Source organism: Curtobacterium sp. MCPF17_050, assembly GCF_003224435.2.
Classification (GTDB): domain Bacteria; phylum Actinomycetota; class Actinomycetes; order Actinomycetales; family Microbacteriaceae; genus Curtobacterium.
Window position 1 is genome coordinate 2,193,296 of the sequence record NZ_CP126250.1, and the last position, 22,310, is coordinate 2,215,605.

Consider the following 22,310-nt stretch of genomic DNA (forward strand, 5'->3'; position numbering starts at 1 on the left):
AGACGGGCTGCGGCCTGGAGGATCGCGCACGCATGCCGCACACCCGCCGGTCCGCGAAATGGTTCAGGAGCTGTCGTCCGCGTTGCCTGAGAAACACCGCGCTCACGCCGAGGAGGAAGCCGGCGGTGGCGAATGCCAGGGCACGTGCTGCGCGCCGGGGCAGCGAGATCGCGGGTTCATCCGTCGCTGGCTCCCAACTCGTCTCCTTCGCCTGGGCGACACGAGGACACGGCCTAGACTGTGTGGTTCCCGGAGTACGCGTAGACGCTGATCAAGGGAAAACCGCTCCCGACGAGGTACCGCGACTGCGCGCCTTGCGCACCGTCCGAGAGCGTTCAGCCCTCGACCTAGTCGTCGGGACCGGTGCGCGATCTCCAATAGCCCCCGAGACGCGTCGTGGCGTCGTCGACAGCGTCGATCAGCTGTTGTTCCGCGCCCCGCTCGGTCACCGCTGGCGTCGGCGACGGTCTCGATTCGGGCGCTCCCGCTGGAGCGCACCCGGTCAGTAGCAGAGCGACGGTGGCGGCGCCCGCCGTCACCGCTCCTCCGACGCCCGAGCGGCGCGCTCGGCGGTGGGTTTGCCTCGCCACGGGCGCAGAGTGAGCCGCTCGGACGGTCGAGTCGCCCGGGTACGCGTCGACAGCGCCAGCGCGCATGCTGAAGTCCGTCGCAGGGTGCCGTTCATGGTGATCCTCCGCGCTTCACAGCTCGTCCGCGTCGCCGGGGAAACAGACTGACACGGCCTGCACCGTGTAGTTGCCGGGGTAGGCGTACAGGCTGATCGAATCGACCGCTTCGCCACCACGCCCCACGACCGCAGGTCGAGCCGCGTCGCCCCACCGTTCGACGTTCAAACCTTGAGCCTTCCAGCGATCGGCCGCTCCAGCAGCGTCTCGCTCCGGGTCGCCTCCAGCAGTCCGTCCGGTGAGGTACACCCACTGCGCGCCGTCCTCGCCTCCCGACAGCCGACAGCTTTCGGCATGGTCGGGCCCAGTTCGGGGCTTCCACGTGCCGCCGAGATGACTGGTGACGTCGTCGACCGCATCGACCATCTGGCGCTGCGCGGTCACGGAGTCCACGGGTGGTTTCCTCTTCGCGGGTTGTTCAGCACATCCCGTGATCACGGTCACGATCATCACGAGCACCAGAGCGGACGTCGTCACCCTGAACATGGTGGTTCCAACGTGCTGGTGTCCGACAGCGGTCCCCGCTTCAGATCGTCCGACGACGTGCCGCCGATGCGCGCCGAGATCACCCTCCGGCGCATCGCACTCCCGCGGGCACGGTCCAGTGATCGGTCGCCACTCGGCGCCGAGCCGCCCGGTCGTGCCGTTCATAGCGTCGATCACCTGTTCCTCCGCTTCGCGCGAGAGAACGGACGGGACAGGCGCGTTCTCTACCGTTGGGGCACAACCGGCGAGCGTCGAAAGTGCAAGCGGTCACACGAGCAGAGCGCCCTGCCCCGGAAGCAAGAGGGCTGAACAAGTCCGTCACAACTCGTCGGCGTCGCCCGGAAAGCACAACGAGACACCCTGGATCACGTACAGGTTCGGTGCAACGGAGAAGCTGACGGAGTCGGTGCGAGCGCCACCGCGGCCCACGACCGTCGGCTCCGTCTTCGTTCCCCAGCGATCGACGGACATGCCCTGCTCTCTCCATCGCGCTTCGACCTTCGCGACGTCCGAGGCGACGTCGCCGATCTGTGCTCGGGTGAGGAAGTAGGTCCACTTCGATCCGCGATCGCCATCCGGCAGTTCGCAGGCTTCGGCGTAGTCCGGTCCGGAACGCACTCGCCACTCGCCGCCGAGGCTCTCCGTCGCGTCCTTCACGACGTCGACCATCCTTTGCTGCGCGCTCTCGGGATCCACCGCGGGCGTCCTCTCTGCTTGCGGTTCATGGGCCGGACGTTGTGTGCAGCCGACCGCCGATCCGGTGAACAGCGCGAGCAGGAGAACCGCTCCGGCCACGCGACCACCATGACTACGCATCGACGTCACTCTCCACCGTCGGGTTCTCTGACGCCCAACAGCCATTGGTCCCGCTTGGTCGGCGGCGTCGGATCGAACTCCGTCAGTTTGTCTTCTCGTCCGGTCGTAGCCGCGCCCACGTTGTAGAGCGTTTCAGTGTTCTGGGCGAGGTACCCGCCACCGTCTGCGTTCAACGGATCGTGGTGCAACACCGGGTTCGTCGTGCTGCCGTCTGGCGCCGTACCGCCGTTCGCTCCGAACGTCGTGGCACCGAAGCCCGGCTTCGACGGGTCGACGCTGTGCCCCCGGCTGAAGCTCCGACCAACAGTCGCCAACTCGTCCCCCTTGCCTGCTTCGTCGAAGAGCACGTTCCGTGCTTGTCCGGCGTACACCTCGCCTGCGTGCAGGTCATCGGCTGAGTCGACCGTGTCCGGCAGACCAGCGGAGGCCAGGGCCACGAACCGGTCGACGTGGATGTCCGATCGAGAGAGCGCCACGCCTGCCGTCGTCGTGCCGTAGGAGTGCGCCACGATGTTGGTCGTCGGGACGTCGTCAGCTCGGACGGCGTCCAGGCCGCGCACCGAGGCTGCTAGCTTCTCGGCGCCGGCTTCTGCCTTTGCTGTCCCGAGGACGGTCAACTCTTCCGGGGTTTCGTAACCGATCCAGGAGATCACCGCACGGTGGCGATCGCCGTCGGCGACGATCTGTTGGTTGTAGATGTTCTGGGCAGCGTTCGTCCACGACGTCATGTCCGCCGTCGTGGTGTTCATCCCCGGCACTGCCCAGGTCACGTTGTCCGCTGTGTCGAGGTCGCCGATCGAGACCGCCGCGAGCGGTGGGACGTCGTCGGTCAAGGAGACCAGGGAACGTGGGCCGTCACCCTTCTTCCCCAGGGTGGCCTCGATGTTGAGCAGGGCATTCAGCTCCTTCTCAAGCGAGACGATCTCCTGCTGGAACGGCGTGCCGTACTGACCGGACCAGGCGGACCCGGTGTGCGCCGTCGCCAACTGGCTCTGAACCTGGTCGATGCGGAGCCCGAGCACAGACCGGTTCGCCGTGTCCCGCGCCCAGTAGGCAACGCCCTCGAGGTTGCCCAGCTGCTCGAGCACCGACCGCGGCAACGCGCGGAGTGCCGGCGCATCGGCCTTCGACAACCCGAATGCTGTCCATCGCTCCGCGACCTCGGCCGGTGTCAGCCCTTCGGCGAACAACGCGTCGAGCACCGGTGGTGTCCGGCCGTTCGTGGCGACGGCGAGTACGAGGTCCGGCAGCGGTCCGACTCCCCCGGCCTGCTCGAACGCGGTGGCGACGTGCTCGCTCCACGAGCAGTCCGACGCGTTGTGGTCCAGGTACTGGCGGAATCCGTTGAGTGCGCTCTGCCCGTCGACGACAGCTCATGAGCACGACGACTTGAAGGTCGACCAGGCGGCCTTGAGCCGCTGCAACTCCGTGTCGCCGTCGTGATCAGCAGATCGGGTGGTGGACACGAACGTGCGCAGGTGGGTCGGATTCGCAGAACTCTTCCCACTGCCGTCACCGCCGCCGGCCGAGTGCGGACGCTGCCGCGCATGGAAGGCAGCTGTCAGCGGCTTCGGGGTGATCGGCGTGGTCGAGGGTTCACGGTCGGTGGCGAACTCCCAGAGCGGCACTGCGAGCCCCGTGATCCCACCGGACGACTCAAGGAAGGCGTTTCGTTGCACCTCGCGCTGCTTCCACGCGTCGTGGTCGCTGATCCGCTGCCGTTCCTCCTCGGCCTGTCGACTCACCGCGTCGATGTCGTCGGCGAAGTCGGCAAGGACCCCCGCGAGCTTGCCTCGGTCCTCCGCTTCGGTCAGGCCGGCTTCGCGGAACCGGTCGGCGTACGCACCGGAGAAGTCCCGCAGACCCGTCGTCACCGCTCCCGAGCGTTTGCTCGCCTGCCCGCGGAGCACGCTGTCGGCGGTACGCAGCGCACGGCTCAGCGCGGATGCGTCCCCCGGGTCGTACTCGATGTCCGCCATGCTCGCTCCCCCGCTCGCAGTTCCCCCGAGACGACGATACCGCCGCTCCCCCGTCGGTCGCCCCAACCCGGGCCATCGCACCCCGCTCGTCAGAGCACGTCGTCCCGCCCGCTGATCTTCAGCGCGTCCACCACGCCCTTGACCCGCTGCGCGTTCGCACTCGTGGTCACGAGCAACGCGTCCGGGGTGTCGACGACGACGATGTCCTCGACGCCGATCAACGAGATGAGCCGGTTGCTCTGCGACACGACGATGCCGCTCGCGGAGTCGGCCAGGATGCGGGCGTTGTCGCCGAGCACCGCGAGGTTGTTCTTCCGCCCGCCCGACTGGAGCTTGGCGAGCGAGGCGAAGTCGCCCACGTCGTCCCAGTCGAAGTCGCCCGGCACGACCGCCATCCGCCCTGCCGCGGCTGCGGGCTCCGCGACGGTGTAGTCGATCGCGATCTTCTTCAGCCCCGGCCAGATCCGGTCGACGACGACACCGCGGGCCGGGGTGTCCCAGGCGGCCGCGAGTTCCTCGATGCCCGCCAGCAGCTCCGGCTCGGTGCGTCCGATCTCGGCGAGCAGCACGTCGGCGCGGGCGATGAACATGCCGGCGTTCCACAGGTACGAGCCGTTCCGCAGGTACGCCTCCGCGGTCCCGAGGTCGGGCTTCTCGACGAAGGACCGGACGGCGTGTGCGGTCGGTGCACCGTCGGCGCCGAGGGCGTCGTCGGCGGCGTGGATGTACCCGAAGCCGATCGCGGGCTCGGAGGGCGTGATGCCGATCGTGGTGATGTACCCGGCCCGGGCGGCCGCGACGGCCTCGCGCACGGACCGGCGGAACCCGCGGGCGTCACCGATGACGTGGTCGGCGGCGAAGGAGCCGATCACGACGTCCGGCTCACGACGGTGCAGGATCGCCGCGGCGAGGCCGATCGCCGCGGTTGAGTCTTTCGGTTCACTCTCGAGCACGACGTTGTGGTCCGGCACGCCGGGGAGTTGCGACTCGACGGCGGCACGGTGTGCCCGCCCGGTGACGACCATGATCCGGTCCGGTCCCGCGAGCGGCGCCAGGCGGTCCCAGGTCTGTCGCAGCAGCGAGGAACCGGAACCGGTCAGGTCGTGCAGGAACTTGGGGGCGTCGGCGCGCGAGAGCGGCCACAGGCGGGAGCCGATGCCGCCGGCCGGGATGATCGCGTAGAAGTCGTCGAGTGCGTCCGTCACGCGCCCACCGTACCGGCGGCCCGGGGAAGCAGCTGCGTGCGACCTGGACGTGTCGTGGACGGCTGCCCGGGGCGACGCACGGTCTGTTCACCCCTCGCGTGCGCCGCGTTCACGTCGCACCCCCCGCTCGTCCACGCGCCGCCCGGAACATGGGCCGTGCCATGAACGCACGCAGCGTGGAGCGAGGCACCGAGTCCCCCCGGACCGTGGCCGTCGTGACCGAGAGCTTCCTGCCCACCCTCAACGGCGTCACCACGAGCGTCCTCGCGGTGCTCGAACACCTCCGCCGACGCGGCCACCGGGCGGTGGTCATCGCCCCGGACGCCCCGGGTCTCGCCGCCTGGCGGTCGCGGTCGGAACAGGAGCGGCACCTCGGGTTCGACGTCCACCGCATCCCCGCGGTCGCGTACCGGCAGTTCCCCGTCGCACTCCCGCACCCGGTCCTCGACACCATCCTCGCCGCCTCCGGCGCCGACGTGCTCCACGCAGCCAGCCCCTTCCTGCTGGGGGGCCGCGCGATCACGGCGGCCGGGAGGCTCGGCATCCCCTCCGTCGCCGTCTTCCAGACCGACGTGGCCGGGTTCGCCCGCCGCAACGGCCTCTCCGCGGCCGCCCCGCTGGTCCGCCGGGTCCTCGGGCGGATCCACGCCGGCGCCTCGCTGACGCTCGCGCCGTCCTCCGCGACCGCGGCGATGCTCGCCGAGGAGGGCGTGCCGCGGGTCGCCCGATGGGGCCGGGGCGTCGACACGGCGCTGTTCCACCCCGCTCGCCGGACGTCTGCCCACGTCCGCGCGATGCGCCGCCGCATCGCGCCGCGCGGCGAGACCATCGTCGGCTACGTGGGACGGCTGGCACCGGAGAAGGAGGTCGAGCGGCTCGCCGAACTCGGCGGCATGCCGGGCATCCGGGTCGTGGTCACAGGAGGGGGACCCTCCCGGCCGTTCCTCGAGCGTCGACTCCGTCACCTGGACGTGACGTTCACCGGGCCGCTGCGCGGTGCCGACCTGGCCGACGCCTACGCGATGCTCGACGTCTTCGTGCACACGGGTGCGGCGGAGACGTTCGGGCAGACACTGCAGGAGGCCCACGCGGCCGGCCTGCCGGTCGTCGCCCCGGCCTCTGGCGGACCGCTCGACCTCGTCGCCCCCGGGCTCGACGGCGAGCTCTACGACCCGGATGCCCCGCTGGCCCTGCGCGCCGCGGTCGCCCGGCTCCACGCCGACCGGGCGCTGGCCGAGCGGATGGGGTCCGCCGGCCGCCTCCGCGTCGAGGGCACCACGTGGGAGGCGGTCGGCGACGAACTGCTCGCGCACCACGAGACGGCCCGCACGATCGGCGCTCCCCCGGCCCCCACGCGCACCGCCCGGACGGGGTGGAACGAGAAGGTCGGTGCTCGGACGTAGGATGGAGGTGTTCCACACGAACACGACGGCAACGGCGCGCCGATCGGTGCGCCGGCCCTACGGGAAGGCGAGCTCATGGCCGAGCAGACCGCAGGCGGGACGGCGACAGCCGTACCGCAGGTGACCATCGACGGTACGTCGTCGATCGACGCACCTCGGACGCGTGTCCCGCAGGGAACGCTGTACCGCGGGAGCATCGGGATGTGGTCCTGGGTCCTGCACCGGATCACCGGCGTCGCGATCTACTTCTTCCTGCTCGTGCACATCCTCGACACGGCACTGGTCCGGCTCTCCCCCGAGGCGTACAACGCCGTGATCGGCACGTACAAGACGCCGCTGATGAACCTCGGCGAGATCGCCCTCGTCGGCGCCATCGTGTTCCACGCGTTCAACGGGCTGCGGATCATCCTCATCGACTTCTGGTCGAAGGGTCCGAAGTACCAGCGGGCCATGTTCTGGGTCGTCCTCGTGCTCTGGGCCGTGGCGATCGCGGGCTTCCTGCCGCGCCAGCTCATGAACCTCGTCGCCGACTTCAACTGAGGGCTCCGTCATGACCACCGAGACCATCGCTCCGCCCCGCAGCGCCGACGCTGCCCGCCGCACCACCAACTGGGAGAAGTGGGGCTGGATCTACATGCGCGCGTCGGGCGTCCTGCTCGTCGTGCTCATCTTCGGCCACCTCTTCGTCAACATGGTCGCCGGCGAGGGCGTCAAGCAGATCGACTTCGCCTTCGTCGCCGGCAAGTGGGCGAGCCCGTTCTGGCGGATCTGGGACACCGCGATGCTCTGGCTCGCGCTCGTCCACGGGTCGAACGGCATGCGGACGATCATCAACGACTACGTGGCCAAGCCCGGCGTCCGCAAGACCCTGCTCGGCGCGGTGCTCCTCGCCTGCGTGCTCCTGATCGTCCTCGGCACGCTCGTGTGCTGGACCTTCGACCCGTGCCCCGCCGGCGCCGCCGCCGCGGACCTGCCGTCGTTCTGCCCCGCGCAGTAGCGACGCCTCGCGCACGACGTCCCGCACGCTCCACCTCCTGATCGAAAGACCCCTGTGACCGACATCACCGTCCACCACCACCAGTACGACATCGTCATCATCGGCGCGGGAGGCGCCGGCATGCGAGCCGCCATCGAGGCCGGGCCGAAGGCGAAGACCGCGGTCATCTCGAAGCTCTACCCGACGCGCTCCCACACGGGCGCGGCGCAGGGCGGCATGGCGGCAGCGCTCGCCAACGTCGAAGAGGACTCGTGGGAGTGGCACACCTTCGACACGATCAAGGGCGGCGACTACCTGGTGGACCAGGACGCTGCCGAGATCCTGGCGAAGGAGGCGATCGACGCGGTCATCGACCTCGAGAACATGGGTCTGCCGTTCAACCGGACGCCCGAGGGCAAGATCGACCAGCGCCGCTTCGGCGGTCACACGCGTGACCACGGCAAGGCACCGGTCCGCCGCGCCTGCTACGCGGCCGACCGCACCGGCCACATGATCCTGCAGACGCTCTTCCAGAACTGCGTGAAGCTCGGTGTCGAGTTCCACAACGAGTTCTACGCACTCGACCTCATCATGGTCGACGTCGTCGGGGACGACGGGGTCACGCGCAAGCAGCCCGCCGGCGTCGTCGCCTTCGAGCTCTCGACGGGCGAGCTGCACGTGTTCCACGCGAAGGCGATGATCTTCGCGACCGGCGGCTTCGGCAAGATGTTCAAGACCACGTCGAACGCGCACACGCTGACCGGCGACGGCGTCGGCATCGTGTGGCGCACCGGCTTGCCGCTCGAGGACATGGAGTTCTTCCAGTTCCACCCGACCGGGCTGGCCGGGCTCGGCATCCTGCTCACCGAGGGCGCCCGCGGCGAGGGCGCGATCCTCCGCAACGCCTCCGGCGAGCGGTTCATGGAGCGGTACGCCCCGACGATCAAGGACCTCGCGCCGCGTGACATCGTCGCCCGGTGCATGGTGCAGGAGGTCGCCGAGGGGCGCGGCGCCGGCCCGAACAAGGACTACGTGCTGCTCGACTGCACCCACCTCGGTGCCGAGGTGCTCGAGACGAAGCTGCCGGACATCACCGAGTTCGCCCGGACCTACCTGGGCGTCGACCCGGTCGTCGAACCCGTGCCGGTGATGCCGACGGCGCACTACGCGATGGGCGGCATCCCGACGAACGTCAAGGCCGAGGTCCTCGCCGACAACACCACGGTCGTCCCGGGCCTCTACGCCGCGGGCGAGTGCGCCTGCGTCTCGGTGCACGGGTCGAACCGTCTCGGCACGAACTCGCTGCTCGACATCAACGTGTTCGGCAAGCGCTCGGGCAACAACGCCGCCGAGTACGTGCAGACCGCCGAGTTCCTGCCGCTGCCCGAGGACCCCGCGGCGAACGTGCGCGGCATGCTCGAGCAGCTCCGGGCCTCCACCGGGACGGAACGCGTCTCCGTGCTCCGCAAGGAGCTGCAGGAGGAGATGGACAAGAACGCGCAGGTGTTCCGGACCGACGAGTCGCTCGCACGGGTCACCGAGACGATCCACACGCTCCGCAACCGGTTCATGCAGGTGTCCGTGCAGGACAAGGGCAAGCGCTTCAACACCGACCTGCTCGAGGCCGTCGAGCTCGGCTTCCTGCTCGACCTGGCCGAGGTCGTCGTGTACTCCGCCCGGAACCGCAAGGAGTCCCGCGGCGGGCACATGCGCGACGACTACCCGAAGCGCGACGACGAGAACTACATGCAGCACACCATGGCGTACCTGACGGGCGATCCGCACTCGTCACTCGCCGACGACCACATCACGCTCGACTGGAAGCCCGTCGTCATGACGCGCTACGAGCCGATGGAGAGGAAGTACTGAGATGACCGACACCCTGGTCTCCGACGCACCCCGCACCGACACCGTGCAGGACGCGCCTCCCGGATCGTTCTCCGTGACGGTGATCGTCCGCCGCTTCGACCCGGACGTGGACGACGAGCCGCGCTGGCAGGACTTCGACGTCATGATGCTGCCGACCGACCGCATCCTCGACGCGCTGCACAAGATCAAGTGGGAGCAGGACGGATCGCTGACGTTCCGACGCTCCTGCGCGCACGGCGTCTGCGGCTCGGACGCGATGCGGATCAACGGGCGCAACCGTCTGGCGTGCAAGACCCTGATCAAGGACCTCGACATCTCGAAGCCGATCTACGTCGAGGCGATCAAGGGTCTGCCGCTCGAGAAGGACCTCATCGTGGACATGGAGCCCTTCTTCACGTCCTTCCGCGAGGTCCAGCCGTTCCTGCAGCCGAAGTCCGCACCGGAGAAGGGCAAGGAGCGCATCCAGTCCGTCGCCGACCGCGCACGGTTCGACGACACGACGAAGTGCATCCTCTGCGCCGCCTGCACGTCCTCGTGCCCGGTGTTCTGGACCGACGGGCAGTACTTCGGGCCCGCCGCGATCGTGAACGCACACCGCTTCATCTTCGACTCGCGGGACGACGCGGCCGACGTGCGCCTCGACATCCTCAACGACAAGGAGGGCGTCTGGCGCTGCCGGACGACCTTCAACTGCACCGACGCCTGCCCCCGCGGGATCCAGGTGACGAAGGCGATCTCCGAGGTCAAGCAGGCCGTGATGCGCGGCCGTGGCTAGCGGATCGACTCCGCCAGGAACGTCATGGGCGGGCGCGCTAGGCTCCCGCTCATGACGTTCGCGGACACTCGGCCCATCCTCGATCAGCTCGGCTACACGGTCCGGTACGTGCAGCTCCCCGGGGAGACCCTGCACGAGCCGCCGGTGGAGGGTGCGCTGCGCATCGTCCCCGCGGACGCCGACACGTTCGCCATCGAGGTCGTCGACTACGGCACCGCCCGACGACTCGCGACCGCACGGGGCGAAGACGACGCCGTCGAGATGCTCCGTCGGTTCCTGAACCGCCCGTTCCCGGACGCACGGGACATCCGCCGGTCCGACCTCGACCAGATGCGCGACCGGTCGGCGTCGACCTACCCGCAGTTGGCCCAGCAGGTCGCGGCGACCGGCGACGCCGGTCTCACGATCCAGATCCCGGCCGGTGTGCCCGTGGACCGCATCGGCGGTCCGGACGGCTACCTCCTGCACCCGATCGAGACCCCGCTGCACGCCCGGTCCCTGCCGCCGCACTCCACGGTCTCGCCCGAGGTGCACCGCTACGTGGTCGAGCGCCCGTTCCTCGTGACCGTCCGCTTCGTGCGTCCGTGGTTCGACCAGCCGGGCGGCGCGCTCCGCTTCGAGATCGCCGACCCGGCGACGACGATCCGCGACCTGGTCGTCGACGGATCGCTCGCGCGGATCCGGGTCGTCTGACCCGCTCGGCACACGACGGAGCCCTCCTGCCCGATCGGGCAGGAGGGCTCCGTCGTGTGGTGGACGTCAGCCGCGCTCGGGGCGGTCGAACCGCTGCCCCTCCGGCTTCGACGGCAGGATCGCCAGCACGATCAGGATGATCCCGCCGAAGAACGGGATGACCGACAGGAAGAAGAAGGGCCCCGCGAGGTTCGCGTCGTGGAGCCGACGCCAGGTGACCGCCAGGTTCGGGACGATCGTCGCGAGCGAGTAGAGCCCCAGGAGCACCGCGGCGATCCAGGAAGAACTCGCTGCGACTCGCACGCCCGTCGAACCGGACGTACTTCCGGAAGACCCGCTTGACCGCGTCAGCAAGGCGGGAGGACGGGCTGGCGGCGCCCGGCCAGCCGCCGACACGACGACGGCGCCCTCTTCGTGGATGGAGGGCGCCGTCGTGACGCATCTGGCTGGCGCTCAGCGGTCCCCGGGCCGGTCGAACCGTGCGCCATCGGGGTTCGAGGGCAGGACGCCGAAGACGATGCCGACGATCCCGACGAAGAGCGCGATGATCCATAGTGCACCCGACAGGTTCGCGTCGTGCAACCGACGCCAGCCGAGCGCGAGGGACGGCACGAGCGTCGCGAGTGCCCACAGCAGGCCGGCGATGAGGAACACGAAGGCGATCGGCGGTGCCGGGTTCTGCACCTCGTAGGTGCCGTAGTCTGTCTGGACCGTCCGAGTCGACGCGAGGGCGGCGGCGAGCAGGAATCCACCGCCGGTGAGCACCGTGGAGACGACGGCGGTGACGAGCGTCCACCACCAGAACTCGCTGCGGCTCGCGCGGCCGCTGAAGGTCGCGTACTTCCGGAAGAAGCGGCCGACGGCCTTCGGCAGTGAGATGCCGTACCAGGGCGCCCAGAGCGGCGGCTGCCCGTCCGGCCCGACGGGAGCCGCTGCACCCGGCGTCTGCTGGCCGTACTGCGGCTGGCCGTACTGCGGCTGTCCGTACTGCGGCTGTCCGAACTGGTGCTCGCCGTACGGCTGCTCGCCGTACGACTGCTTCCCGTACGGCTGCTGGCTGCCGGGCTGTCCGCCGGCGTCCGGCACGGGATGGTGATCGGTCACGAGGTCCCCCAGGGTGTCGATGATCGGAAGTGGTCAGCCGCGGTGCGGCTCGTCGAACCGTGTGCCGGCGGGCACGGACGTCAGGAGCCCGATGACGAGCGCGAAGACGGCGCCCACCGGCGGGATGATGAACAGCAGGGCGAGCAGGCCCGACATGTTGACGTCGTGCAGGCGTCGCACCGTCAGCGCGATGAAGCCGACGAGCGTCGCGAGCGCCCAGAGGCCACCGACCACGTTGGAGTCACTCCCGCCGATGGCCGTGTCGATCGTGCCCGTGACGATGTTGCCGATCGCCCACCAGAGTGCCCAGAACCAGAACTCGCTCCGGCTGGCGCGGCCGTCGAAGCGCACGTACTTCTTCCAGAACCGCGTGAAGGCCTTGGGGAACGGGATGCCGTACCAGGGTGCCCAGAGCGGCGGCTCACCCTGCGTCACCGGCTGCTGCCCGTAGGGCTGCTGCTGCGCCGGCTGCTGCCCGTACTGGCCCGATCCGTACGGCTGCTGCCCGTACGGCTGCTGCCCGTACGGTGACTGCCCACCCGAGGGCTGCCCGTACGGCTGCTGTCCGTACGGCGACTGCCCACCCGAGGGCTGCCCGTACGGCTGCTGTCCGTACGGCGACTGCCCACCCGAGGCCTGCCCGTACGGCGACTGCCCACCCGGGGCATGCCCGTACGGCGGCTGCCCGTCGGACTGCCCGTCGCCGGGTCGCTTGCCGTAGGGGTCCTGCGGTGGGTACTGGTCGCTCACGGGGTTCCTTCCGAAGACGGTGACGAGACGCCCGGGATCGTCCAGCGGTCTGCGGAGGCTGGACCTCCGCGACGTCGGTCACGGCCGCCCCACTCCCCCGCACGCTGGCCCGGCGCGCTGCACCCAGTGTGCCAGTGCTCGATGTCCGACGACGACCGACTTCAGGGCAGGAGGGCGATCTTTCCGCCCGGGTGCCCGGACTCGAGCAGGTCGAGCGCCGCGCGTGCCTCGGTGAGCGGGAACGTCCGGGCGACCGGGACGACGAGTTCCCCTCGACCGGCCAGGTCGACGAGCCGCTGCCGGACGGCGTCGCGGAAGGCCGCACTCTCCGGCTGCGACCCGCCGATGGCCGTGATGCCCGCGTCCGGCGCGCGGGTGAAGGCCGCGATCGTCGCGATGCGTGCCCGGTCGGCGACCAACGCGAGCGAGACGTCGACGGCCTCGTCGGAGCCGACGCAGTCCAGGGCCACGTCGACGCCATGCGGCGCGAGGTCGCGGACCCGCGCTTCCAGGCCGTCGCCGTACGGGACCCACTCGCCGCCGGAGCGGCGGACGGTGTCGGTGTTCGCGGCGGAGGCGGTGCCGATCGCTCGCGCCCCGAGCATCCGGAGCTGTTGCAGCAGGCTGACGCCGACGGCCCCGGAGGCTCCGTGCACGAGCACGGTCTCACCGGCGGCGACGTCGGTCACCCGGATGAGGTCCGCAGCGGTCGTGCCGGCGAGCAGCAGGTTCGCGGCCTCCGCGAACCCCATCGCGGGCGGCTTCGCGAAGACGTCACGGGCCGGCAGGGTGACCGCCTCGGCCCATCCGCCCCGCACCCGGAACGCCAGGACCTCGTCGCCCGGTGCGACCGGGCCCGAGGCGATGTCCGTGTCCGGCCCGACCGCCGTGACGACGCCCGCGACCTCGTACCCGATCGGGAGCGGGAAGTCGGCGGGGTCGCCGTCCTGGGTGTGCTTGGCATCGGCCGGGTTCACACCGGCGGCCCGGACGCTGACGGTCACCTCACCGGGACCGGGCGCCGGCACCGCGACGTCCACCAGTTCGAAGGTCTCACTGCCACCGGGACGCGTCGCCACCCACTGCTTCGTCATGGCCGCGACGGTACTCGGCGCCGATCGCTCGGTCGACAGGCGATGCCGAGACGGACGGGAGGCCCGGTACCAGCTGGTACCGGGCCTCCCGTCCGTCTCGTGGTCGCGAGCGCTCAGGCGCGCGCCGCTCCGACCCGTCCGGTGAAGGACGCGTGCAGCGGGTGTTCACCGCCGAGACCGGTGATCTCGGACGCGATGTCGGCGTCCGACCGGTCGGACCGCAGCAGTGCCTGGAGTTCGACGCTCTGCTCGTCGTCCGCGACGTCGAAGCGGAGCGCCGCTGCCATCGCGTCGAGCAGTGCGGTCGGCTCGGAGCCGTTCTCCGCCAGGGCCGCCGCCGGGGAGACGAAGCGCTCGTCGCGCGAGAGCTTCCGGAGGGGCTGCCGACCGACACGGGTGACCGTGTCCGGCAGGTGCGGGTTCTCGAAGCGGGCGATGATCGCCTCGACGTAGGCGCGGTGCACCTCGGGGTCGAGCTCGTGCCGACGGACGAGCAGGTCGCTCGTCTCGGCGAGCACGGCCTCCAGCGCCGAGCGCACGGCCGGGAGGGCGACGGCGTCCGAGATCTTGTCCGCGCCGGCGAGGAAGCCGTGGTACGCGACCGTGGCGTGGCCGGTGTTCACGGTGAAGAGCTTGCGCTCGATCGAGGCGGCGAGGCCGTCGACGTAGTGCGCGCCGGGGATCGTCGGCTCGGCACCGGCGAACGGCGTGCGGTCGATGGCCCACTCGAAGTAGGTCTCGACCGTGACGTCGAGGCCGCCGTCCGCGGGCTGAGCGGGCACGATCCGGTCGACGGCGGTGTTGGCGAACACGGCCTTGGCCAGCGCGCCCTCGCGCGCGTCCTCGGGCAGGGCGGCGACGATGAACTCGCGGAGGCGGTCCGTCGCGTTGATCGCGTTCTCGCACGCCATCACGACGAGCGGGGCGGCGTCGACGGAACGCTCCTGCAGGCCCTTCGCGATGACGGGTGCGATGAACTTGAGGACGGTCGGGCCGACCGCGCAGGTGACGATGTCGGCGGTCGCGATCTCGGCGACGACGCCGGCCTCGTCCTGCGCGCTGTTCACGGCGCGGAAGCCGGTGACCTCGTGGTCCTGCGCACCTGCGCCGACCTCGTGCACGGTGTACGAGTCGGCGGCGGCGAGGGCGTCGATGAGCGGTGCGGCGACGTCGGCGAAGACGACCTCGTAGCCGGCCTGGTGCAGCAGGAGGCCGACGAAGCCGCGGCCGATGTTGCCGGCGCCGAAGTGGACGGCGGTGCTCACTCGTTGACCTCACCGAGGATCGCGAGGACGGCCGCGGCGTCGGGCGCCTCGGTCAGGGCCTGGACCTGGTCCTCGTCGGAGAACACGATCGCGATCTTGCTGAGGATGTCGAGGTGCTCGTTGTTGACCCCCGCGATGCCCACGACGAACCGGACGTCGTTGCCGTCCCAGTCGATCGGGGTGGCGTACCGGACGAACGAGAGCGCCGACGCCTTGATGGCGTCCTTCGCGTCGTTCGTCCCGTGCGGGATGGCCAGGAAGTTGCCCATGTAGGTCGAGACGCTCTTCTCGCGCTCGAGCATGGCGGGGTAGTAGTCCGCGGTGACCGCACCGGCGTCCTGGAGGATCGCAGCCGCCTCCTTCATCGCCTCCGACTTGGTCGGCGCGGCGTCCTCGGTGTGGATGCGGATCTGGCTCTCCTGCAGGACGGGCATTCGGGGTCTCCTTGTTCGTGGGTGACGGCGGAAGAGGGGACGGTCGCCCGTCCCCTCTCCCATCGTGCTCTTGTCTTACTGGTTCTTGAGCTGGTCGACGACCTGGTCGTACTGCGGAGCGTTCATGAAGTTGCCGACCGAGACGTGCTGGGCGTTCGGGTTCTTCTGCTTCGCGCGGTCCGTGAGCTCTTCCTGGGTGATGATGAGGTCCTCGTCACCCGAGAGGTTCGCGATCGCCTTGTTGACGACCGTCACACCCTCGATACCAGCCTTCTTGATCTTGTTCCGCAGGACACTCGCACCCATGGCGCTCGAGCCCATGCCGGCGTCGCAGGCGAAGACGACGTTCTCGACGCGCGTCGCCGTGGCGGTGCTGGCGGAACCGACGCCGCCGAGCGAGGCCTGGGCCTCTTCCTCGTTGGCCGGGGAGTTGTCGCCGAGCAGGCCCGAGGTCGCGGCGTTGACGTCGCGGCCCTTGTTCTGCTGGAGCTTCGCCATGGCGGCGCTCATGTCGCCGGCGTTGCCCGCGGCGAGGTCACGCTTGCGGCTGGCGAGGAGGAAGAACGAGGCCACCGCGAAGGACACGGCCGCCGACAGGACCACCGAGAGGATGACGCCGACGTAGCTGTCCTTCGCTGTCGCGGTGAGGACCGCGATGATCGAACCGGGGGACGCCGGGGCGACGAGGCCGGACTGGAAGGCGACGTTCGTGGCGACACCGGTCGCGCCACCGAGGATGACGGCGACGAACAGGATCGGCTTCTGCAGCACGTACGGGAAGTAGATCTCGTGGATGCCACCGAAGAACTGGATGAGGATCGCACCGGGAGCGGTCGAGCGGGCGATGCCGACACCGAAGAAGGTGAAGGCGAGGAGGATGCCGAGACCGGGGCCGGGGTTCGCCTCGAGGAGGAACAGGATCGACTTGCCGGAGTCCTGGACCTGCTGCGCACCGAGCTGGTCGAGCACGCCGTGGTTGATCGCGTTGTTGAGGAAGAAGACCTTGGCCGGCTCGATGATGACGCTGGCGAGCGGCAGCAGCGAGCTGTCGACGAGGAACTTCACCGCGGCGCCGAGGCCCTCCGCGATGAGCTTGAACAGCGGGGCGAGCCAGAAGAACCCGATCAGCGCGAGCACGAAGCCGAGGATGCCGGCCGCGTAGTTGTTCACGAGCATCTCGAAGCCGGGCTTGATCTTGCCGTCCCAGATCTTGTCGATCTGCTTGATGAGCCAGGCGCCGAGCGGGCCGCAGATCATCGCGCCGAGGATCATGATCGTGCCGTTGGCGCCGATGATGACGCCCATGGCCATGATCGAACCGACGACCGCGCCGCGGGTGTCGTAGACCATCCGGCCGCCCTGGAAGGCGATCGCGAGCGGGATGAGGTAGGTCAGGATCGGGCCGACGAGGCCGATGTTGGCCACGCCGTCCGTCTCGCCGAAGCCGCCGAGGACGCCGACGGGCGTCCAGCCGGTCTCGATGAAGAACGCGGTGATGAGGCCCCACGCGATGAAGATCGCGATGTTGGGCATCACCATGCCGGACAGGAACGTGCCGAACTTCTGGACGGCGACGCGAGCGCCACCCCGCGACTTGTCGCGGGTGTCTGGCGCTGCAACGGACGACGTTGTCATGTGCGTTGACTCTCTGTGTGTGTGCTGCTGCAGGGATCGGGAGTGGTGCGGGAGGGGGCGGGTCAGGCGGCGTGCACCGCGGCTGCGGCGGCGGACCGGGCGGTCGCTGCCGTGCTCGCGGCGAGTGCTGCCGTCGCCATCTCGCGGGCCTCGTCGAGGGTGTGCTGGCCGAGTTCGGCTCGCACGTCGGCGAGGGCCGCGGGGGTCATGGAGAGGGTGGTGGCACCGAGTCCGACGAGGACGACGGCGAGCAGCGGGTCGGCTGCCGCCTCACCGCAGATGCCGACCGCCTTGCCGGCGTCGGCACCGGCCGCACCGAGCTGCGCGACGAGGCGCAGGACGGCGGGGTGCCACGGGTCCTGGTAGCTCGCGACGGTGCCGAGCATCCGGTCGGCGGCCATCGTGTACTGCGTCAGGTCGTTCGTGCCGATCGACACGAAGTCGGCGGAGCGGAACACCTGCTCGGCCATCAGCGCGAGCGACGGCACCTCGGCCATCACGCCGGCGGTGCGGATGCCGAGTTCGCGGGCGAGCCCGACGAAGTACTCGGTCTCCTCGGCGTCGGCGACCATCGGGGCCATCACCCAGAGGTCGGCCTCGGTCGCGGCGTCGGCCCGGGCGAGCGCGGTGAGCTGGTCGCGGAGGACCTGCTCCTGGTTCCGCAGGGCGCGGAGGCCACGACGACCGAGCGCCGGGTTCTCCTCGTCCTTGTCGGTGAGGAACGGGAGCGGCTTGTCGGCACCGGCGTCGAGCGCGCGGACCACGACCTTCTTGCCGGGGAACGCGGCGAGCAGCTGCTCGTACGACTTCTGCTGCGACTCCACCGTCGGCGCCGTCGGGGCGTCGAGGAACAGGAACTCGGTGCGGAACAGTCCGACGCCCTCGGCGCCGAGGTCCACCGCGGCCTGCGCGTCGGCGGGGCTGCCGAGGTTCGCCAGCAGCGGGACGACGTGCCCGTCGGCGAGCGCGCCCGCCGTGAGCGGTGCGGCGGCGGCGGCGCGCCGGTCGGCGATGCGCTGCTCGACGTCGGCGACGAGTTCGGCGGAGGGGTCGGTCACGACGGTGCCGGCGACGGCGTCGACGACGACCTGCTGCCCCTCGACCAGGTCGTCGGCACCGCTCACGCCGACGACGGCCGTGATGCCCTTGGCGCGGGCGAGGATCGCGGTGTGCGAGGTCGGGCCGCCGTCACGGGTGACGAGGGCGAGGACCTTGTCGAGGTCGAGGAGCGCGGTGTCGGCCGGTGCGAGGTCGCGGGCGACGAGCACGAACGGGGCGTCCGACTCGGGGACGCCGGGGGCCGGGACGCCGCGGAGCTTCGCGACGATGCGCTGGGCGACGTCGTCGAGGTCGGCCGCGCGCTCCCCCATGTAGCCGCCCATGCCGACGAGCAGGTCGCGGAACTGCGCGAACGCCTCGTACACGGCTCGCTCGGGGTTCGTGCCACCGTCGATGCGCGCGTGCACGTCGTCGAGGAGGGTCGGGTCCTGCGCCATGAGCGCCTGCGCCTCGAGCACGGCCTGGGCGTCGCCGCCCGCGAGCCGGCCGCGCTTCGTGAGGTCCTCGGCGACCGCGGCGAGCGCGGCGTGCACCGCCTGCTTCGCGTCCTCGGCCGAGCCCTCGAGCGGGGTGGTCGACGGCTCTCCCAGCGGGTCCGCCATCCGGAGCACCGGGCCGTGGGCAACGCCGCGACCGACGCCGGTTCCGAGCAGATCGGACATGGGGAGACTCCTTCATCTCACGCGCAGCAGCGGTGGGCGGTTCGGGGGCGGTGCTGCATCCGGGGCGTGCTGCATCCGGACGGCCTTGCAGCACCATACATCGCCCCGCGTTGACAAACAAACACATCCGGGGATAAAAATGCAGAAACAGATGCCCGTTTGCGTCTGCCGGGACGTCCGGCCGCGGGTCACTCGCGGCGATCGTGCCCGAGCCTGTCCGTTCCGATCCGACGAGGCACCGATGTACGCACCAGAACGCCACCAGCGCATCGTCGAACAGGCGCGCGCGCACGGCCGGGTCGACGTGAAGGACCTCGCCGAACTGCTCGCCGTCACGCCGGAGACCATCCGACGCGACCTGACGAGCCTGGAGCGCCGCGGGCTCGTCCGGCGTGCCCACGGCGGTGCGATCCCCGTCGAGCGGGTCACCCTGCACCCGGGCGTCGGTGACCGCGGCGGCATCAACCAGACGGAGAAGATGGTCATCGCCGAGGCCGCGCTCGAGGAGCTGCCCGAGAACGGGTCGGTGATGATCGACGCCGGCACGTCGACGATCTGCCTCGCCGAGCTGCTGCCGACCGACCGCGGCCTCACCGTCGTCACGCACTCGCTCCCCGTCGCGATGGCCGTCGCGAACCGGCCCGGCATCGACCTGCACCTGCTCGGTGGCAACATCCGCAGCGACTCGCTCGCAGGCGTCGGCACGTGGACGCACCAGCTCATCGGCATGGTGAGCGTCGACGTCGCGTTCGTCAGCATCAACGGCATCACGCCCGAGCGCGGCCTGACGACGCACAACATGGCCGAGGCGGCCGTGAAGAGCGCCATGATCAAGTCCGCCCGCCGGAGCATCCTGCTCGCCGACCACACGAAGTTCGGCCGTGAGGAGTTCGGTCGGGTCGCCCCGCTCGCCGCGATCGACACGATCATCACCGACCCCGGCGTCAACCTGGACCTCGTCCGCGAGGTCGAGGCCGCCGGCACCGAGGTCTTCTGGCCCGGGCGCGACTGACCGTCCCCGCACGTCGGCCGTCTGTGTCCACGAGACCCGGGAACCACCCGCCAGGCGCTCGCTAGCATGAGCGCACCACCCATCGACAGGAGTCCATCGATGTCCGAAGCCACCCGCACCGTCACCGTCGCGAGCGCGTCCGGCCTGCACGCCCGCCCCGCCTCGCTGTTCGTCCAGAACGTCACCGCGTCCGGCCACCAGGTCACGATCGCCAAGGGTGAGAAGTCGGCCAACGCCGGCAGCATCCTCGGTCTGCTCGGCCTCGGTGTGGAGAACGGCGACGAGGTCGTGCTGACCGTGTCCGGCGACGACGCCGAGACCACCGCGGACAGCCTCGTCGACTTCCTGCAGACGGACCACGACGCAGCCTGACGCGCGTCCGGCGTCCGCGCGACCACACGGTCGCCGTGCAGACGGGAGGCCCCTCACCAGCTGGTGACGGGCCTCCCGTCCGTCGTCCGGTCGCCCCTCCCGCGGGCACGTCCGGGGCGTCGGAGCGCGCCGGTAGGGTTGGTGCATGACACGCCTGCGCCTCGCGACCGTCAACGTCAACGGCATCCGTGCCGCGTTCCGGAAGGGCATGGGCGACTGGCTCGCCGAGCGCGACGTCGACGTGCTCGCCCTGCAGGAGGTGCGCGCCTCGACCGAGGACCTGACCGGCCTGCTCGGCGACGAGTGGGACGTCGTGCACGACCCCGCCACCGCCAAGGGCCGCGCCGGCGTCGCCATCGCCTCGCGGCACCGGGCCCACCTGCACCGGGTCGAGCTCGGGGCGGAGGACTTCGACTCCGCCGGCCGCTGGCTCGAGGCCGACTACGAGATCGGTGGCCGCACCGTCACCGTCGTGTCGACCTACGTGCACTCGGGCGAGGTCGACACCCCGAAGCAGGACGAGAAGTGGAAGTTCCTCGACGCCATGACCGAGCGCCTGCCCGCGCTCCGCGCGCACAACCCGCTCGCCGTGGTGGTCGGTGACCTGAACGTCGGCCACGACCAGCGGGACATCAAGAACTGGAAGGGCAACGTCAAGCGCGCCGGCTTCCTGCCGCGCGAGCGCGCCTACTTCAGCCGGTTCTTCGGGGCCGAGGGCGAGCAGGTCGAGGGGGCGGACGGCTCCACCGGTCCGGGTCTCGGCTGGGTCGACGTCGGCCGTGCCCAGGCCGGCGACGTCGACGGCCCGTACACGTGGTGGTCCTGGCGCGGTCAGGCGTTCGACAACGACTCCGGGTGGCGCATCGACTACCAGGTCGCGACGCCCGAGCTCGCCGCGACCGTGACCTCGTACACCGTGGACCGCGCCGCCGCGTACGACCAGCGATGGTCCGACCACGCCCCCGTGGTCGTCGACTACGACCTCTGATCCCCCGCTCACTCCCCAGCACCAGGACTCTCCGCATGACCAGCACGCGCATCTTCTCCGGCATCCAGCCCTCGGCCGGTTCGCTCCACCTCGGCAACTACATCGGCGCCCTCATGCAGTGGCGCGACCTGCAGGAAGACCACGACGCCATCTACTGCGTGGTCGACATGCACGCGATCACCTCCCCGCAGGACCCCGCGGAACTGCGGGCGAGCACCCGGGCGACCGCGGCGCAGTACATCGCCTCGGGCATCGACCCGTCGAAGTCGACGCTGTTCGTGCAGTCGCACGTCCCCGCGCACGCCGAGCTCGCCTGGGTGCTGAACACCCTGACGGGCTTCGGCGAGGCGAGCCGGATGACCCAGTTCAAGGACAAGTCGGCGCGCCAGGGTGCGGAAGCCGCCTCGGTCGGGCTGTTCACGTACCCGATCCTGATGGCGTCGGACATCCTGCTCTACGACACGGCGGTCGTCCCGGTCGGCGACGACCAGCGCCAGCACGTCGAACTGACGCGCGACCTGGCCCAGCGCTTCAACTCGCGCTTCGGCGACACGTTCGTCGTCCCGGAGGCCCGGATCGGTTCCGAGACCGCTCGCATCTACGACCTGCAGGACCCGACCAGCAAGATGAGCAAGTCGGCCGCGTCCGACAACGGCCTCGTCCGCCTGCTCGACGACCCGAAGCGGACCGCCAAGAAGATCCGGTCGGCCGTGACGGACACCGAGCGCGAGATCCGTGCCGACCGGCAGGCGAAGCCGGGCGTGACGAACCTGCTCGCGATCCTCTCCGCCTTCACCGGCACCGCGGTCACCGACCTCGAGACGTCGTTCACCGGCAAGGGCTACGGCGACCTCAAGGGTGCGGTGGCGGACGCCGTCGTCGCCGAACTCGAACCGGTGCGCGCCCGCACCCTCGAACTCCTCGACGACCCGGCCGAGCTGGACCGCCTGCTGGCCGTCGGTGCCGAGCGCGCCGAGGCGATCGCGGACGCCACGCTCGCCCGCGTCTACGACGCCATCGGCTTCGTGCCGCGCGCCCGCTGAGCGC

General features: G+C 70.3%; 23 protein-coding genes. 10 read left to right on the forward strand and 13 right to left on the reverse strand.

From position 1 onward, the window contains the following. Window positions 1-701: 701 nt before the first annotated feature. The 5 genes from DEJ34_RS10355 to DEJ34_RS10375 form a co-directional block, all read right to left on the reverse strand. Window positions 702-1,337: a hypothetical protein gene (locus DEJ34_RS10355; protein ID WP_146236894.1), complete on the reverse strand. Its 636-nt coding sequence runs from the start codon at window positions 1,335-1,337 to the stop codon at window positions 702-704. A 153-nt stretch (window positions 1,338-1,490) separates the two neighbouring features. Further along, the gene (locus DEJ34_RS10360) at window positions 1,491-1,967 is read right to left on the reverse strand and encodes a hypothetical protein (RefSeq protein WP_146236895.1); all 477 of its coding nucleotides are present in this window, start codon (window positions 1,965-1,967) and stop codon (window positions 1,491-1,493) included. A 26-nt stretch (window positions 1,968-1,993) separates the two neighbouring features. Then, a complete protein-coding gene (locus DEJ34_RS10365; protein ID WP_181422221.1) occupies window positions 1,994-3,190 on the reverse strand; it encodes an alpha/beta hydrolase in 1,197 nt (398 codons plus the stop codon). Between the two features lie 171 nt (window positions 3,191-3,361). Further along, entirely contained in the window at window positions 3,362-3,898 is a 537-nt protein-coding gene (locus DEJ34_RS10370; protein WP_284180681.1) for a hypothetical protein, read from the reverse strand. Window positions 3,899-4,056: 158 nt separating this feature from the next. Then, on the reverse strand, window positions 4,057-5,172 hold the full coding sequence (locus DEJ34_RS10375) for a mannose-1-phosphate guanylyltransferase (protein ID WP_110824555.1): 1,116 nt from the start codon (window positions 5,170-5,172) through the stop codon (window positions 4,057-4,059). A gap of 215 nt (window positions 5,173-5,387) precedes the next feature. On the opposite strand from DEJ34_RS10375, the gene DEJ34_RS10380 reads away from it, so the two are divergent. From DEJ34_RS10380 to DEJ34_RS10405, 6 genes are all read left to right on the forward strand, one after another. Next, window positions 5,388-6,575, forward strand: coding sequence for a glycosyltransferase family 4 protein (locus DEJ34_RS10380; RefSeq protein ID WP_349775000.1), 1,188 nt, complete (start codon window positions 5,388-5,390; stop codon window positions 6,573-6,575). 75 nt (window positions 6,576-6,650) lie between these two features. Continuing rightward, a complete protein-coding gene (gene sdhC, locus DEJ34_RS10385) occupies window positions 6,651-7,115 on the forward strand; it encodes a succinate dehydrogenase, cytochrome b556 subunit (protein ID WP_110911109.1) in 465 nt (154 codons plus the stop codon). Window positions 7,116-7,125: 10 nt separating this feature from the next. Then, complete coding sequence (gene sdhD / locus DEJ34_RS10390; protein WP_110889974.1) at window positions 7,126-7,572, forward strand: succinate dehydrogenase, hydrophobic membrane anchor protein; 447 nt, start codon at window positions 7,126-7,128, stop codon at window positions 7,570-7,572. Between the two features lie 54 nt (window positions 7,573-7,626). Next, on the forward strand, window positions 7,627-9,420 hold the full coding sequence (gene sdhA, locus DEJ34_RS10395) for a succinate dehydrogenase flavoprotein subunit (protein WP_110824559.1): 1,794 nt from the start codon (window positions 7,627-7,629) through the stop codon (window positions 9,418-9,420). Between the two features lies 1 nt (window position 9,421). Further along, window positions 9,422-10,195, forward strand: coding sequence for a succinate dehydrogenase iron-sulfur subunit (locus DEJ34_RS10400; RefSeq protein ID WP_110824560.1), 774 nt, complete (start codon window positions 9,422-9,424; stop codon window positions 10,193-10,195). A gap of 51 nt (window positions 10,196-10,246) precedes the next feature. Next, the gene (locus tag DEJ34_RS10405; protein ID WP_110911110.1) at window positions 10,247-10,888 is read left to right on the forward strand and encodes a TNT domain-containing protein; all 642 of its coding nucleotides are present in this window, start codon (window positions 10,247-10,249) and stop codon (window positions 10,886-10,888) included. 66 nt (window positions 10,889-10,954) lie between these two features. Here DEJ34_RS10405 and DEJ34_RS10410 read toward each other — a convergent pair whose 3' ends face one another. The 8 genes from DEJ34_RS10410 to ptsP form a co-directional block, all read right to left on the reverse strand. Continuing rightward, window positions 10,955-11,191 carry a DUF805 domain-containing protein gene (locus tag DEJ34_RS10410; RefSeq protein WP_258368292.1) on the reverse strand — a complete coding sequence of 79 codons (237 nt, stop codon included), beginning with the start codon at window positions 11,189-11,191 and terminating at the stop codon, window positions 10,955-10,957. 150 nt (window positions 11,192-11,341) lie between these two features. Further along, complete coding sequence (locus DEJ34_RS10415; RefSeq protein ID WP_309146422.1) at window positions 11,342-11,992, reverse strand: DUF805 domain-containing protein; 651 nt, start codon at window positions 11,990-11,992, stop codon at window positions 11,342-11,344. A gap of 33 nt (window positions 11,993-12,025) precedes the next feature. Then, on the reverse strand, window positions 12,026-12,742 hold the full coding sequence (locus DEJ34_RS15670) for a DUF805 domain-containing protein (RefSeq protein ID WP_349775001.1): 717 nt from the start codon (window positions 12,740-12,742) through the stop codon (window positions 12,026-12,028). Window positions 12,743-12,903: 161 nt separating this feature from the next. After that, the gene (locus DEJ34_RS10425; protein WP_110911112.1) at window positions 12,904-13,836 is read right to left on the reverse strand and encodes an NADP-dependent oxidoreductase; all 933 of its coding nucleotides are present in this window, start codon (window positions 13,834-13,836) and stop codon (window positions 12,904-12,906) included. A 113-nt stretch (window positions 13,837-13,949) separates the two neighbouring features. Next, window positions 13,950-15,101: a mannitol-1-phosphate 5-dehydrogenase gene (locus DEJ34_RS10430; protein ID WP_110889978.1), complete on the reverse strand. Its 1,152-nt coding sequence runs from the start codon at window positions 15,099-15,101 to the stop codon at window positions 13,950-13,952. Then, the gene (locus tag DEJ34_RS10435) at window positions 15,098-15,535 is read right to left on the reverse strand and encodes a PTS mannitol transporter subunit IIA (RefSeq protein ID WP_110824566.1); all 438 of its coding nucleotides are present in this window, start codon (window positions 15,533-15,535) and stop codon (window positions 15,098-15,100) included. Before DEJ34_RS10435 ends, DEJ34_RS10430 begins: the two co-directional genes overlap by 4 nt. A 75-nt stretch (window positions 15,536-15,610) precedes the next feature. After that, window positions 15,611-17,170, reverse strand: a complete 1,560-nt coding sequence (locus DEJ34_RS10440) for a PTS mannitol transporter subunit IIBC (protein WP_181419564.1) — start codon at window positions 17,168-17,170, stop codon at window positions 15,611-15,613. A gap of 62 nt (window positions 17,171-17,232) precedes the next feature. Continuing rightward, window positions 17,233-18,891: a phosphoenolpyruvate--protein phosphotransferase gene (gene ptsP, locus DEJ34_RS10445; protein ID WP_110911113.1), complete on the reverse strand. Its 1,659-nt coding sequence runs from the start codon at window positions 18,889-18,891 to the stop codon at window positions 17,233-17,235. 241 nt (window positions 18,892-19,132) lie between these two features. On the opposite strand from ptsP, the gene DEJ34_RS10450 reads away from it, so the two are divergent. The 4 genes from DEJ34_RS10450 to trpS all read left to right on the forward strand — a co-directional run bounded on the left by DEJ34_RS10450 (window position 19,133) and on the right by trpS (window position 22,306). Next, window positions 19,133-19,903, forward strand: coding sequence for a DeoR/GlpR family DNA-binding transcription regulator (locus tag DEJ34_RS10450; protein ID WP_110824569.1), 771 nt, complete (start codon window positions 19,133-19,135; stop codon window positions 19,901-19,903). Window positions 19,904-20,002: 99 nt separating this feature from the next. Then, window positions 20,003-20,275 (forward strand): HPr family phosphocarrier protein, encoded by a 273-nt coding sequence (locus DEJ34_RS10455; protein ID WP_110824570.1) that lies wholly within the window; start codon window positions 20,003-20,005, stop codon window positions 20,273-20,275. Window positions 20,276-20,420: 145 nt separating this feature from the next. Continuing rightward, complete coding sequence (locus DEJ34_RS10460) at window positions 20,421-21,263, forward strand: exodeoxyribonuclease III (protein ID WP_110900545.1); 843 nt, start codon at window positions 20,421-20,423, stop codon at window positions 21,261-21,263. Window positions 21,264-21,298: 35 nt separating this feature from the next. Next, the gene (gene trpS / locus DEJ34_RS10465; RefSeq protein WP_110911114.1) at window positions 21,299-22,306 is read left to right on the forward strand and encodes a tryptophan--tRNA ligase; all 1,008 of its coding nucleotides are present in this window, start codon (window positions 21,299-21,301) and stop codon (window positions 22,304-22,306) included. Window positions 22,307-22,310 lie beyond the last annotated feature (4 nt).

Excerpts from the sequence above, each read along its gene's own strand:
- DEJ34_RS10355 (WP_146236894.1), bottom strand. The coding sequence starts at position 1,337 with ATGAACGGCACGACCGGGCGGCTCGGCGCCGAGTGGCGACCGATCACT.
- sdhC (WP_110911109.1), top strand. The coding sequence starts at position 6,651 with ATGGCCGAGCAGACCGCAGGCGGGACGGCGACAGCCGTACCGCAGGTG.
- sdhD (WP_110889974.1), top strand. The coding sequence starts at position 7,126 with ATGACCACCGAGACCATCGCTCCGCCCCGCAGCGCCGACGCTGCCCGC.
- DEJ34_RS10400 (WP_110824560.1), top strand. The coding sequence starts at position 9,422 with ATGACCGACACCCTGGTCTCCGACGCACCCCGCACCGACACCGTGCAG.
- DEJ34_RS10405 (WP_110911110.1), top strand. The coding sequence starts at position 10,247 with ATGACGTTCGCGGACACTCGGCCCATCCTCGATCAGCTCGGCTACACG.
- DEJ34_RS10425 (WP_110911112.1), bottom strand. The coding sequence starts at position 13,836 with ATGACGAAGCAGTGGGTGGCGACGCGTCCCGGTGGCAGTGAGACCTTC.
- DEJ34_RS10435 (WP_110824566.1), bottom strand. The coding sequence starts at position 15,535 with ATGCCCGTCCTGCAGGAGAGCCAGATCCGCATCCACACCGAGGACGCC.
- DEJ34_RS10440 (WP_181419564.1), bottom strand. The coding sequence starts at position 17,170 with ATGACAACGTCGTCCGTTGCAGCGCCAGACACCCGCGACAAGTCGCGG.
- ptsP (WP_110911113.1), bottom strand. The coding sequence starts at position 18,891 with ATGTCCGATCTGCTCGGAACCGGCGTCGGTCGCGGCGTTGCCCACGGC.
- DEJ34_RS10450 (WP_110824569.1), top strand. The coding sequence starts at position 19,133 with ATGTACGCACCAGAACGCCACCAGCGCATCGTCGAACAGGCGCGCGCG.
- DEJ34_RS10455 (WP_110824570.1), top strand. The coding sequence starts at position 20,003 with ATGTCCGAAGCCACCCGCACCGTCACCGTCGCGAGCGCGTCCGGCCTG.
- DEJ34_RS10460 (WP_110900545.1), top strand. The coding sequence starts at position 20,421 with ATGACACGCCTGCGCCTCGCGACCGTCAACGTCAACGGCATCCGTGCC.
- trpS (WP_110911114.1), top strand. The coding sequence starts at position 21,299 with ATGACCAGCACGCGCATCTTCTCCGGCATCCAGCCCTCGGCCGGTTCG.